Source organism: Rhizocola hellebori, from assembly GCF_016862955.1.
Lineage (GTDB): Bacteria > Actinomycetota > Actinomycetes > Mycobacteriales > Micromonosporaceae > Rhizocola > Rhizocola hellebori.
The window spans coordinates 14,522-27,762 of sequence record NZ_BONY01000114.1 but is presented as its reverse complement, the minus strand read 5'-3'; the positions used below and the strand labels follow the sequence as shown (position 1 = coordinate 27,762).

Genomic DNA, 13,241 nt, shown 5'->3' with positions numbered 1-13,241 from the left:
AAGCTTGCTCAAAGCTTGCCGAGCCGTTCTGCTAGCAGCGCTGCGCCAATGAGGATCATCGCTATCCCGGAGAGGCGGCTCACCGTTGCGGCCGCGTTCGGCCGTTGGCGCATAAGGGTTCGCGCGGCCGACCCCAGACACAGGTAGAAGACCGCGCAGGACAGCGTGAAAATCGCGCCGAGCACACCGATCTGGCCGGTGACCGGCCAGCCCCACCTGGTGTCGGTGAACTGGGGGAGCAGGGCAAGAAACATCATGAGGGCCTTGGGATTCAGGCCGCTGACGCCCACTCCTTTGAGGAAGGTGCGCCAGCGCGTGGCCGGGGTGGTGGCGTTCAGCGGGGCCGGGTTGCCCAACGCGGTGGCCGCGCCCTGCCACATCAGGTAGAGGCCGCCGAGGATGGACAGCGCGGTAAGGGCGGCGGGCGATCCCGCCACCAGCGCGCCGACGCCGGCCGCGATGACGGCGGTGACCATCGCATAGCCGACCACCAGACCGGTAACCGCGGGCACGACCGATCTGCCGCGCATCCCGGCGCCGATGGTGAAGGCCCAATCCGCGCCCGGCACCACGATCAGCAGCAGCGCGATGGCCCAGAAGGCAAGCACCGAATCGACGGCCATGGTCGGAAAGGTATCGCCGATTGGCTGGAAAGTGGTTCCGACTATTACCACTCATCGGTGAATTCGTGGAAGAATCTTCGCTGTGGACCGGATCGACGGCAAGATTCTTGCCGTGCTGCAGGAGGACGGGCGGCTCACCATCACCGAGCTGGCCGCGCGCGTTGGCCTGAGCGTCTCGCCCTGCCATCGCCGGCTGCGCGAGCTTGAGCGCAACGGCACCATCCGTGGGTACAGGGCACTGGTCGACCCCGATGCGGTCGGCCTCAAATTCCAGGCGCTCGTCTTCGTCACCATGCGCGAAGAAGATCGCGACACGCTGCGGGCCTTCGAGGAGGCTGTCGCCGCCATCCCCAATGTTGTTCAGGCGCAACGGCTTTTCGGTGACCCCGATTATCTGCTTCGCATCGTGACCGCTGACCTTCCCGCGTACCAACGGCTGCAGGACGACACCCTGTCGGCGCTTCCCGGCGTGCAAAGGATGAATTCGACTCTGGTCATGAAGCAGATCGTCGACCACCGGCCGCTGCCCGACCCCCGATCGGCGAGGTGAGCCTCCGCATGCGAGTGCTGGTGACCGGTGGGCTCGGCTTTCTCGGCCGCGCTGTGACCGCGGAGCTGACCGAGCACGGGCACGAGGTGCTTGTGCTTTCGCATTCCGCGCCGCCGCGGCTTCGCGGCGACGTCGAGGTGATTCGGGCCGATCTGCGCGACCGGTCGGCGATCGCCGAAGCGCTTGCCGCCCAACGCCTCGATGGCGTGTGCCACCTGGCGGGGCTCAAGTCGGTGCGGGATTCGTTCACCGACCCGGTGGGCTATTTCGACACCAACGTCGGCGGCATGGCCAGCCTCCTTCGCGCCCTGACCGGCGGTCTGCCCTTCGTCTATGCCTCCACGAGCGCGGTCTACGGCTCGGCGCGCCCCGGACGTCTCACCGAGGACCTTCTGCCGAACGCTGAAAACCCTTACGCGGCTTCGAAATTGGCCGCCGAACAGCTGCTGGCCTACACCGCCGCGACCGGCTCGGTGGGCGGGGTAACCCTGCGCTGCTTCAATATCGCAGGGGCGGTCGGCGGTCACGCCGACCCCGACCCGACCCGGATTATCGCCGCCTGCCTGCGCGCCGCGGCCGGTCTGATCCCTCACGTGACAGTGAACGGCGACGGTTCGGCCGTGCGTGAGTTCACCCACCTGGCCGACGCCGCACGTGCTTTCCGGCTGGGGTTGGCGGCGGCCAAACCTGGCGAGCATCAGCTGCTGAACCTCGGCACCGGCGACGGAATCACCATGATGGAAGTCGTCCGGGCCGCGGAACGGGTTACCGGGCGGCAAATCCACGTCGTCCACCGCGACGCCGCCAACGAGGCCCACACTTTGATCAGCGACCCGGACCGCATACAAAAGACGCTGCAATGGCACCCTGAGACGTCGACCATTGAGCGGATCATCAGCGATGCCTGGGAGGCCTTGCACCCGACTGCCCATTGAGATGTCGGCCATGATCGGTCAGGATGTGCGGATGTTCGACACCGACGAGTCCTATCGCGGCCGCAAGACGAAGGTTTGCGAGTGTTGTGGGCAGCCCAGCGAACGCACCTGGTGCATGGTGCGCAGGAACGGTCAGCCGTATGCCGTGTATTTCGCGGCCTGCTACGACCACCGCGGGGAGGTCCGTGAAACCTGGGTCGATGTCGTATTCGGGACGTGGGGCGACGGGGCCGACTACGGGGATCACGTCACTTTCGGCTGCCGGTTCGGTCCGGTCAGCAACAGTGACCTGCCCGCGGCGACAGCCGTCGACGCCGCGGCGGTGGCCTCCGACGGGCCCTTGTACGGACACAAACTCAGCCGCGAGGAAGCGCTCGCGCATCCCCGGATAGCGGACTTCTGGCAGGTGTTCGACTTCGTATTGGAGACCGACCCGCTGGTTCACGAGCACCACTACGGCCATCACCCTCAGCTTCGCTAAACGTCGGATCAGTGATCACCGGGATGGACTGTTTAGCCAGCTCACCGGCCATTTCGGAGCTCGGGTTAGGGGCGGGGTCGCCGGTGGCGCTGAACCATCGGTAAGGTAGTCATTCCGATTGATCTGATCTGAAGGCCACCGTCCGGAGGAGACAGCAAGTGCAGGAGCAAGAGCAAGCGGGACGCGTGGTGCAGCGGATAGGGGTGGTCGGGGAATCCGCCGTGGGCGAGACTCGGGTTGCTGCCACTCCGTCGACCGTCCGGCAGATGATCAGTCTTGGTTTTGAGGTGGTGGTCGAGGCGGGCGCGGGAGCGCTGTCCAGTTTCGCCGACGACGACTATATGGAGGCTGGCGCGAAGATAGGCAGCCATCACGACTGCTGGCAAAGCGACATCGTTGTCAAGGTGAACCCGCCCGCGCTTGACGAGCTGGGCAAGCTCGCGCCGGGCGCGACGCTGATCGGGCTGGTCAGCCCGGCGCTTAACCCGCAGCTGGTGGAGGCGATGGCGGCCCGGCCGATCACGGTGCTGGCGATGGATGCGGTGCCACGCATCTCCCGAGCACAGTCGCTGGATGTGCTTTCTTCCATGGCCAATATTGCCGGGTACCGGGCAGTGGTGGAGGCAGCCCACGCGTTCGGCCGGTTCTTCGCCGGGCAGGTGACCGCCGCCGGCAAGGTGGCTCCCGCGAAAGTTCTTGTGGCCGGCGCTGGTGTCGCCGGCCTCGCTGCGATTGGGGCCGCGAAGAGCCTGGGCGCGATCGTGCGCGCCACCGACCCACGGCCCGAAGTGGCCGAGCAGGTTCGCTCGCTGGGGGGCGAGTTCCTGGCGGTCGAGGCCGAGCAGCAGGTGAGCACCGACGGCTACGCCAAACAGACCTCGCAGGACTACGACCGGCGCGCCGCCCAGCTCTACGCGCAGCAGGCCGCCGATTGCGACATCGTCATCACCACGGCGCTCATCCCGGGCCGCCCCGCGCCGAAGCTGCTCACCGCCGAGCATGTGGCGAGCATGCGAGCGGGAAGCGTCATCGTCGACATGGCCGCCGCGCAAGGCGGCAACGTCGCGGGCTCGGTGGCCGGTCAGGCGGTGGTGACCGGCAACGGCGTGACCATTATCGGCTACACGGATCTGCCGGGCCGGTTGCCCGCGCAAGCTTCCCAGCTATACGGGACGAATCTGGTCAACCTTTTGAAGCTGTTGACTCCGGCCAAGGACGGGCAGATCGTGCTCGACTTCTCCGACGTGGTGCTGCGCTCGATGACCGTGGTGCGCGACGGTTCGCTGACGTGGCCCCCGCCGCCGGTGCAAGTGTCTGCCGCGCAGACGATTGCAGCGCCGGTCGCGGTGGCGCAGAAGCCCGCCGCGGCGAAGCCGAGCCGCACCTACACCCTTGCCGGGCTGGCGCTCGCGGCGCTGTTTCTGCTCACCGCGGTCGCGCCGAGCCAGCTGATCGGCAACTTCACCGTCTTCGTGCTCGCGATCGTCATCGGCTTCTACGTGGTGGGCAAGGTGCATCACGCGCTGCACACGCCGTTGATGTCGGTCACCAATGCCATCTCCGGAATCATCGTGGTCGGAGCTGTGCTCCAGATCGGCCACGGCAACACCCTGGTCACGTCGCTGTCGTTCGCCGCGATTCTGCTGGCCAGCATCAATATCTTCGGCGGCTTCGCCGTCACCCGGCGCATGCTGAGCATGTTCTCGAAGGACTGATAGCCATGACTCCGCTTACGGCCGCTCAGGCGGCCTACATCGTTGCTGCCCTGCTGTTCATCCTCAGCCTGGCCGGACTGTCCAAACACGAGACTTCCCGCTCCGGTGTCGTTTTCGGCATCGCCGGCATGGCCATCGCGCTCGCCGCCACCATCGGCCTGGCTTCGCAGAGCGTCACCGCCATCGGCATCGGCCTGTTGGTGGCCGCGATGGCGATCGGTGCGGTGATCGGCATCTGGCGCGCTCGCGTGGTGGAGATGACGGGCATGCCCGAGCTCATCGCCATCCTGCACAGCTTCGTCGGCCTGGCAGCCGTCCTCGTCGGCTGGAACGGTTACCTCGACACGGCCCACTCGGCGAGCCTGACCGGGTCGCTGCTGCACATCCACCACGCGGAGATCTTCATCGGCGTGTTCATCGGCGCGGTCACCTTCACCGGGTCGATCGTGGCCTACCTCAAGCTTTCCGCCCGCATCAGCTCGAGCCCGCTTATGCTGCCCGGCCGGCACGTGCTCAACGTCGGGGCGCTGGTTGCCTTCGTCGTGCTGACGGTGGCCTTCGTGTCGCGCCCGCACCTCGGTCTGCTCATCGCGGTCACCGCCGTCGCGCTCGCGCTGGGCTGGCATCTGGTGGCCTCGATCGGCGGCGGCGACATGCCGGTGGTGGTCTCCATGCTCAACAGCTACTCCGGTTGGGCCGCAGCCGCTTCGGGCTTCCTGCTCAACAACAACCTGCTGATCGTCACCGGCGCCCTTGTCGGCTCCTCCGGCGCGTACCTGTCCTACATCATGTGCCAGGCCATGAACCGCTCGTTCATCTCCGTCATCGCAGGCGGTTTCGGTATCGAGGCCGCCGCGCCCGACGCCGGTGACTACGGCGAACACCACGAGATCACCGCCGATGAGACTGCGGCGCTGCTGCGCAACGCGTCATCGGTCATCATCACGCCCGGTTACGGCATGGCGGTGGCCCAGGCGCAGTACCCGGTGGCCGAGCTGACCCGCAAGCTGCGCGACCTGGGGGTGCGGGTGCGCTTCGGCATCCACCCGGTGGCCGGCCGGCTGCCCGGCCACATGAACGTTCTGCTGGCCGAAGCCCACGTGCCCTACGACATCGTGCTGGAGATGGACGAAATCAACGACGACTTCGCCAGCACCTCAGTCGTTCTCGTCATCGGCGCCAACGACACCGTCAACCCGGCCGCCGCCGACCCGGGCTCGCCCATCGCAGGCATGCCAGTGCTGCACGTGTGGGAAGCCGAACACGTCGTAGTCTTCAAGCGTTCCATGGCCGCCGGCTACGCCGGGGTGCAGAATCCGCTTTTCTTCCACGACAACACCTCGATGCTCTTCGGCGACGCCAAAGCCCGCGTCGACGACATCCTCCGCGCCCTGGCCACCACCAACCCCGAATACACCTCGCCCCGCGCCCCCCAGCGCACGCCGGTGACAGTCGGTGGGACTATCTGACTCCGACACTCCCGGAAAATCAACCACACCAACGCCGACGCTAAGGCTCCGCGGCAGCTACATCTCTGGGTTAGTAAGGCGAGGCAGAGATGTAGGTGCCGGTGACGGTCGGAAGTTAGCTTTCCAGCAAGGGCAATGAGCGGCGGCGGATTGTTTCGGCGTGGTCCCAGATCTGGCGCTCGAGGGCTTCTGGCGTGGGCGATGCGGCGGTGAGCTGCAGGACTTCGGCGCGGGCCTGCCGGGCGATGCCGACTTCGCGGCGGTACTGGCGCAATACCTGGACTTCGCCGCGCGGGAGTTGCTGCCAGGCCTTCTCTTCGGCGACGGCCCTGTCGAGGCCGTGACTGCGCCAGCGGACGGTGCCGTGCGAGGGGCGCGGTTCGGCGAAGTGGTGGCGGATAGCGCGGGCGGCCTCGCGGCTCAACCGCGATGGCGGTGCAGTTTGAGCACCTCGCCAATTGCTGCGGCCGAATCGGGTCGGGGCCTTTTGTGTATGGGCACGGCCACCTCACCTCCAGTTCTGGGCCGCCTCCTCGGTGTCACGTTTCATTGGTCAGCTAAGCAAAGCCGAGCGCGGGCCGGGCGGCAACCCATTAATGCGAGATGAGGTTCAGCGTGCCGTCCACGGGCCGGTGCTGGTGCGGGAGGTGAGGACCGGGGCAAGCAGGGTGATGGGTGGCACCTCGCGCTGGTCGAGCTTGGCCATCAGCAGATCGACAGCGCGGCGGCCGACGTCGTCGGCGGGGATCTGCACCGAGCTCAGGCGCGGGTGGCTGCGCTCGGCTAGCTCGTCGGGGCAGATGGCGACCAGCGAGATGTCCTCGGGGACGCGTTTTCCCAAGGAGCGTAAGGCATCCAGGACGTGGGCGACGGCGGCTTCGTTGTGCACGACTAGGCCGGTGAGGCCGGGGGCGCGGCCGAGCAGCGCGGTGACGGTGCTCATGACGGTGGCGGCGTCCTCTTCGCAGGGCTGGGTGTGCGCGTCGAGGCCGAGCAGCTGGGCGGTTTGCATGAAGCCGTCGCGGGTGCGGTGGGCGAATCCGGTGTCGCGTTCGTAGACTACCTGCGGCGCGCCGAGCAGGGCGACCCGCCGGTGGCCGAGGCCCGCCAGATGTTGCACGCAGATGGCGCCCGCCTGGTGGAAGTCGAGGTCGACACAGGTCAGGCCGGACGAGTCCACCGGCAGTCCAATGAGGACACTCGGGCGGTCGAGCTGGCGCAGGGTCGGCACGCGGGGATCGTGCATCTCGACGTCCATGAGCACCAGCCCGTCGACGATCGCTCCCGCGGCCACCCGGCGCAGCCCGGCCGGGCCTTCGTCGGCGGTCACCAGCAACACGTCGTGGTCGTTGGCGCGCGCCGAGGTGACGACGGCGGTGGCGAACTGCATCAGCACCGGCAGGTGCATGCCTTGGCGCAGCGGCAGAACGAGCGCGATGATGCTGGAGCGGTTGCTGGCCAAGGACCGCGCTCCGGCATGGGGGTGGAAACCAAGTGCCCGGATGCTCGCCCGCACCCGGGCACTGGTGGTCGCGGAGATGGAGCGCTTGCCACTGAGCACATAGGACACCGTGCTGACCGACACCCCGGCGTGGCGAGCCACGTCGGCGATGGTGACGACGTCCTTCTTCATGAGGTCCCGAAACCGATGGCTAACACGACAATGCCGGGAGTGTCGCACACCAGGTAGAGCCGGTCCAGCGGCGCGCCGGTCAGCGGCGCGCTCACCGCGCGGTACTGGTAGCGGGGGTTGCCGGCCACCGCCAGGCTGGCCAGCACCTCGCCGTCGACGGGATCGCCGGCCCGCAGGGTGATCCAGCCCGCGCTGCCGGATGCGGTGACCGTGACCGTGGAAAAGCCGGTCAGATCGGTGGTGCCGAAGCAGATCCAGGCCCCGTTTTCGGTGGCCATGACGGCGTCGCCGCTTTCCGGGCTGGCGTCGGTCAAGGCGATGCCGAAGCCTTCGTCGTGGTCGACCGCGGCCAGCGCCCCGGTCACCCGGCGCGGGCCGAGGCGCTCGCCTTCCACAAGCAGGGTGGTGCAGGCGCGGATGTCGGTGGCGGACCGGCCCACCATCACCTTGTGCCGGGCGGCTTCCACGACGAACCGGCCGCTGGTGACGTCCCAGAAGGCGAGGTCGGCGACGTCGAGGTCGATGGTCACCGCCCGGGTCTGGCCGGGATCGAGGGCGACCCGGGTGAAGCCGCGTAGCTGGCGCAGCGGCTGTTTGACGCGAGAGCGCTGCTGGTGCGTGTAGAGCTGGACGACCTCGGTGACGGGCCGGGTGCCGGTGTTGGTGACCTCGACGCTGACGCTGACACGGGTGGTCGCGTCGGCGGTGCTCTGGCTCAGGGTCAGATTGCGGTAGTCGAATTCGGCCCAGGTGAGGCCGTGGCCGAAGGGGTAGAGCGGGGTGCCGCGGTGGTACAGGTAGGTGGCGTCGTTGGTGATGATGTCGTAGTCGAGCAGATCGGGCAGCTCGCTGTGGCTGCTGTACCAGGTCTGCGGAAGCCGGCCGGCCGGCTCGGCGTCGCCGAAGAGCACGTCGGCCAGAGCGCGCCCGTATTCCTGCCCGCCATGGCTGGACCAGATGATGGCGGGCAGATGTTCGTCGGCCCAGCCGATCGCGTAGGGGTAGCTGCTGGTGACGACCAAAACGGTGCGCTGGTTGGCCTCGTAGACCGCCTGCAGCAGCCGCTGTTGCGCCCTGGGCAGCGCGAGGTCTTGGCGGTCTTCGGTTTCGCGGCCGTTGACCAGCGGGTGGTTGCCGAGCGCGAGGATGACCGTGTCGGCTGCTGTGGCCGCTTCGGCTGCTTTCTCGGTACCCAGATGAAGAACCTCAATCTGGCAAAGCGCGACCACCGTCTTGGTGAGCTCGTGGTGCAGCGCGTGCGTGCCGTCGGTTTGCGGAATCAGGCGGAAGGTCTCGTGGACCTCCCAGCCGTGTGGCCCTGGCGAGTCAAAGGACAGCACGCCGTCGTGCAAGCTCAGGTAGCCACCGGTGTGCGTGCTGCGCAGGGCCAGAACGTCGTTGCCCCAATCGAAGACGTCGACGTCGCAGGGCCCGCCGGGCAGGTGCAGGCGGATCCGGTCGACGCCTTCGGTGAAGGTGACCTCGGCCGACACCCGTTCTGACAGTCCATTGAGGATGGTGCTCCGATAGGCAAATGTCCCGCTGTACCAGTCGGCCATCAGCTGATCGCCCAGCTGGCCGATCACCGCTATCCGGCCGGCCTGGGCCGGATCGAGCGGCAGCAGGTCGCCTTCGCGTTTGAGCAGCACGATGGACCGCTGCGCCGTTTCCCGGGAAAGTGCTTGGTGCGCAGGGCAATTGATGGTGTCCGGGCCCAGCTGGGTGTAGGGGTTGGCCTGGGCCGGGTCGAATTCGCCGAGCCGGATGCGCAGGGCCAGCGCCCGGCTGGCGGCGCGGTCGATATCAGCTTCGCTGATCAGGCCGCGCTGCAGCGCCTCGTGCAGGCGGTCGAGGGTGGGTTGGGTGTCCTCGCCCTGATCGGTGAAGCTGTCGACGCCCGCCTTGAGCGAGGCGGCGTGGCTGGCCGCATGGTCGGGGAAGTAGGCCTGCAGCCTAGGGTCGGCCAGATTGCTTGGGGCGTAAGCATCGGAGACCACGAAGACCTCATCGTCGGTCCAGCTGCGCAGCGCGTCGTTGAGGTGGGGCGTGACGTGGGCGGGGCGGCCGTTGACCAGGTTGTAGGAGGCCATCACGGCCACCGCCGCGCCGGAGGCGATCGCGGGCCGGTAGGCGGGCAGCTCGTACTCGTGCAGGACCCGTGGGCCCAGGTTGCTCGAGGAGGTGCACCGGTCGGTTTCGTTGTTGTAGCCCAGGAAATGCTTGAGGGTGGGGGCGGTCTTGAGATACCGCGGATGATCACCCCGCAGGCCCTGTGCGTAGGCCTTTCCGAGCAGGCCGGTGAGCCAGGAGTCCTCGCTGTAGCCCTCTTCGTTGCGGCCCCAGCGCGGGTCGCGCAGCGGGTTGACCACCGGCGCCCATACGTTGAGCCCGGCCCGGGTGGGGTCCTTGTGGTGGCTGGCGCGCACCTCGTCACCCACGGCGTCGCCAACCCGCTGGACCAGGTCCAGGTCCCAGGTGGCGCCAAGGCCCACGGCCTGAGGGAAGACCGTGGCCTCGCCGAGCCAGGCCAGACCGTGCAGGGCTTCGGTGCCGGTACGGAAGGCTCCGACGCCCAGTCGCTCGATCGGGGCCTGGTGTTGGTGCAGCAGGGCGATTTTTTCGGCGACGGTAAGCCGCCCGAGCAGGTCGGCGACGCGTTCCGGGAGGGGGAGGTGCGGATCGCGGAACCTCATCGTGGCTCATTTCTGTCGAAGCGCTTCGACGACCTAGCTGAACTGTCGAAGCGCTTCGACGATCAACGGCTTAAAACAGGGAATGTTACGAATGGAGTTCCAAAAGATTTACCGCGCAACCCACCGGCAGTCAAGGGCGCGGGAGATTTCCGGCATCGATGAAGTCGAGTACTGCGGCAGCACCACCGACGGCAGTCGCGCTGTAACCCAGCGTCGAGGCTACGATCTGCGCGCACTCTTGCGGAGCTACGCTGCGCGCGGCGAGCTCCTGCTGGGCGGGCGGAAGCAGCCACGGCGCGAGCGGCACGAAGTAGCCGCCGAACACCACCACCGCGGGATCGAGCAGATTGGCCACAATGGACACCGCGTTGCCCAGAGCATGCCCCGCGTCGTCGAGCGCGGCCAGGGTGACCTTGTCACCGGCCTTGGCCCGCTGGACCACCTCGTCGACCTCCGGCTGAAGATCGGTGAGCTTGCCGTCGTAGGCGCTGTCGGGAAGCGCCTTGGCGATCAGGGCGCCTATCCCGGCGACCGCCTCCAGGCAGCCGCGACGGCCGCACCCGCACAGGGCTCCGCCCGGATCGATGGTCAGATGGCCGATCTCGCCGGGGAAACCACGCGATCCGCGGATCATCCGGTCGTCGCTGATGATGCCGGCGCCGATGCCGATCTGCCCGGTCAGATAGATCATGTTCTCTGTCCCGGCGTGCGACCCGTAGCGCGACTCGGCCAGCACGGCCAGGTTGGCGTCGTTGTCGACGGTGACCGGGAAGTCGGGCTCGCCCAGCGCCCGGCCCAGCGTCTCCAGCAGGTCGACCTCCTGCCAGCCCAGGTTGGGGGCGAACTTGACGGTGCCCTTGGCGTCGACCAGGCCGGGCACTCCCACGGTCAGGCCGAGCACCCGCCGCCCGTCTTTGACCAGCTTGGCCACGGCCCGCCGGCTCAACGCGGCGATCGCGGCTGCGGCCTGGCTGGGCGTGGACTCCAGGCCGGCGAAGGAGCGGCGCCAGGCCAGCACCTGCGCACCCACCAGGTCGACGGCGACCAGGCCGAGGTGGTCGGCGTTGACCTCCAGACCCACCGCGACATAGGGCGAACCGTCCATTGTCAGCATGGTGGCGGGCCGGCCGATACGGTTCTCGGTGAAGCCGATCTCGCGGACCAGATGGCGATCGATCAGGTCGACCACGAGGCTGGAGACGGTGGCCTTGTTGAGGCCGGTCGCGGTGGCGATGTCGGCGCGCGAGCATGGGTAGTGGCTGCGCACGTATCGGAGCACGACGGCGAGGTTGGTGGCTCGGACGTCGGTGAAGTCCGCGGGCTGTGGACCGCGCTGCATGGTGATCACCGTTAACCCTCCGGCCCTAGTTGTTGCTTCATCATGCCCCATGGGAACGCTCCCTTGTGGCAGTCAGGTGTGTCCGCTAATTTGTTTAGACACCAGACGAACTAATTCGAGCACCATACATTTTGACATGAAGGGAGCAAGCCGTGGCGTTACCCTTCCAGGACGCGGCTGCCAACCGACGCGCCTTCCTTGGGCTGGCAGGCCTGAGCGCCCTGGCCGTGGCTGGATGCACGTCAACGCCCAAGGGCGGCGGCACCTCCACCGACGTCAACAAGATCGATGCGATCCTGCCCAAGTTCAAGGCGCTGGAAGTCGGCAAGCCGGACATCCTTGTCCCGCCGCCGGCCGCGTCGGGTTACCTGTCGTATCCGTCCAGTTTGGTCGACGCGATCACCGACAAGCCCGGCAAGGGCGGCGGTGTCATCAAGGTGACCACCCTCAACTGGGGAACCGTGCCGCCCGGCCTGGGCAGCAACAAGTACCTGGGCTCGATCAACACCGAGCTCGGCGTCGACATGGACTTCAGCATCAACGACGGCAACACCTATGCCGACAAGCTGACCGCCATCCTCGGCGCCCGCGACATCACCGACGTGCTGGTCGCCCCGAGCTGGAACACCAACATCCCGCGCTTCCCCGACGCGGTTCAGACGCTCTTCGAGGATCTGACCGAGTATCTCAAGGGCGATGCCGTCCTTAAGTACCCGATGCTGGCTTCCTTCCCCAAGGAGGCTTGGCAGGGAAGCGTCTGGGGAGGCAAGCTGGCGGCTGTGCCCTTCGTCAACGACAACCCGTTCGCGTGGGCGCTCTTCTACCGCAAGGACATTTTGGACGCGGCCGGCCTGGGGCCGGCAAAGACCGCCGACGAGCTCTACCAGCTCGGCAAGAAGATCACCAAGCCCGACCAGGGTGTGTGGGCGTTCAGCGACATCACCGACTACGTGCAGATGATCTTCAAGGTGCCGGGCGCCAAGGGCGGCTGGCGCGTTGAGGGCGGCAAGATCGTCAACAAGATCGAGACGCCGGAGTTCATGGCGGCACTGGAGTTCCTGGTCAAGATCTTCAAGGAGGGGCTCGTTCACCCCGATCTGGTCGGCAGCAAGGGCGCCGACGCGTCGCAGCTGTTCAACAGCGGGAAGATTGTTGTCCAGCAGAACGGGCTGGGCGCCTGGCAGTCGGCGTTGCGCGAGCAGCTCAAGATCAATGCGAATTACAAGATCCAGCCCATGAAGGTCTTCAGCCACGACGGCAGCGCTTCGCCGCTGGTGTGGGGCAGCGCGGACCCGATCTTCTACACGTTCATCAAGAAGGGGCTCGGCAAGGCGCGGACCGAAGAGATCCTCGCCTGCCTGAACTGGTGTGCGGCACCGTTTGGCACGAAGGAGTGGGAGCTTCGCCAGTACGGGGTGGAAGGCGTGCACTTCACCCGCGGAACGGACAACGTGCCTAAGACGAATGACCTGTACAACAACGAGTACGCCAACCAATTCACCTTCCTCAGCGGGCGCAACGCCGCCGTCACCGGTGGCTCGGACACGCCCAACTACGTTCAGGACTACACGACCTGGACGAAGGACGCCGTGAAGTACCTGGAGCCCAACCCATGGGCCGGGGTCAGGACCGAGGACCCGGTGAAGCTCTCGCAGCTGAACACGCCGACCCAGGACCTGATCAAGGACGTGGTCCGTGGGCGACGGCCGCTGAGCGACTGGCCGACCATCGTTGCCGACTGGAAGAAGAACGGTGGCGACGAGGGCCGCGACTTCTATGCCAAGGCGTTGCCCAATTGACGAC

Annotated in this window: 11 protein-coding genes; 6 read left to right on the top strand and 5 right to left on the bottom strand. The window is 67.0% G+C overall.

Annotated features, from left to right (window positions below):
• Positions 1 to 8 precede the first annotated feature (8 nt).
• The gene (locus Rhe02_RS45105; RefSeq protein ID WP_203914712.1) at positions 9 to 623 is read right to left on the bottom strand and encodes a LysE family translocator; all 615 of its coding nucleotides are present in this window, start codon (positions 621 to 623) and stop codon (positions 9 to 11) included.
• A gap of 82 nt (positions 624 to 705) precedes the next feature.
• Between Rhe02_RS45105 and Rhe02_RS45100 the strand changes: the two genes are divergently transcribed.
• From Rhe02_RS45100 to pntB, 5 genes are all read left to right on the top strand, one after another.
• Entirely contained in the window at positions 706 to 1,173 is a 468-nt protein-coding gene (locus Rhe02_RS45100; protein WP_203914711.1) for an Lrp/AsnC family transcriptional regulator, read from the top strand.
• Positions 1,174 to 1,181: 8 nt separating this feature from the next.
• Positions 1,182 to 2,108 carry an NAD-dependent epimerase/dehydratase family protein gene (locus tag Rhe02_RS45095; protein WP_203914710.1) on the top strand — a complete coding sequence of 309 codons (927 nt, stop codon included), beginning with the start codon at positions 1,182 to 1,184 and terminating at the stop codon, positions 2,106 to 2,108.
• Positions 2,109 to 2,118: 10 nt separating this feature from the next.
• Complete coding sequence (locus Rhe02_RS50320; RefSeq protein ID WP_239124473.1) at positions 2,119 to 2,589, top strand: hypothetical protein; 471 nt, start codon at positions 2,119 to 2,121, stop codon at positions 2,587 to 2,589.
• 158 nt (positions 2,590 to 2,747) lie between these two features.
• Positions 2,748 to 4,304, top strand: a complete 1,557-nt coding sequence (locus tag Rhe02_RS45085; RefSeq protein WP_239124472.1) for a Re/Si-specific NAD(P)(+) transhydrogenase subunit alpha — start codon at positions 2,748 to 2,750, stop codon at positions 4,302 to 4,304.
• Positions 4,305 to 4,309: 5 nt separating this feature from the next.
• Positions 4,310 to 5,773 (top strand): Re/Si-specific NAD(P)(+) transhydrogenase subunit beta, encoded by a 1,464-nt coding sequence (gene pntB / locus Rhe02_RS45080; protein ID WP_203914709.1) that lies wholly within the window; start codon positions 4,310 to 4,312, stop codon positions 5,771 to 5,773.
• A gap of 115 nt (positions 5,774 to 5,888) precedes the next feature.
• On the opposite strand, the gene Rhe02_RS45075 is transcribed toward pntB, so the two are convergent.
• The 4 genes from Rhe02_RS45075 to Rhe02_RS45060 all read right to left on the bottom strand — a co-directional run bounded on the left by Rhe02_RS45075 (position 5,889) and on the right by Rhe02_RS45060 (position 11,438).
• On the bottom strand, positions 5,889 to 6,197 hold the full coding sequence (locus Rhe02_RS45075; RefSeq protein ID WP_203914708.1) for a hypothetical protein: 309 nt from the start codon (positions 6,195 to 6,197) through the stop codon (positions 5,889 to 5,891).
• Between the two features lie 186 nt (positions 6,198 to 6,383).
• Complete coding sequence (locus tag Rhe02_RS45070; RefSeq protein WP_203914707.1) at positions 6,384 to 7,406, bottom strand: LacI family DNA-binding transcriptional regulator; 1,023 nt, start codon at positions 7,404 to 7,406, stop codon at positions 6,384 to 6,386.
• Positions 7,403 to 10,099: a glycoside hydrolase family 3 protein gene (locus tag Rhe02_RS45065; RefSeq protein ID WP_203914706.1), complete on the bottom strand. Its 2,697-nt coding sequence runs from the start codon at positions 10,097 to 10,099 to the stop codon at positions 7,403 to 7,405. The genes Rhe02_RS45070 and Rhe02_RS45065 overlap by 4 nt, the downstream gene beginning before the upstream one ends.
• Before the next feature lie 130 nt (positions 10,100 to 10,229).
• Entirely contained in the window at positions 10,230 to 11,438 is a 1,209-nt protein-coding gene (locus Rhe02_RS45060) for an ROK family transcriptional regulator (protein ID WP_239124471.1), read from the bottom strand.
• A gap of 152 nt (positions 11,439 to 11,590) precedes the next feature.
• Here Rhe02_RS45060 and Rhe02_RS45055 point away from each other — a divergent pair, with 152 nt between their 5' ends.
• Positions 11,591 to 13,237: an extracellular solute-binding protein gene (locus Rhe02_RS45055; RefSeq protein WP_203914704.1), complete on the top strand. Its 1,647-nt coding sequence runs from the start codon at positions 11,591 to 11,593 to the stop codon at positions 13,235 to 13,237.
• Positions 13,238 to 13,241: the final 4 nt, after the last annotated feature.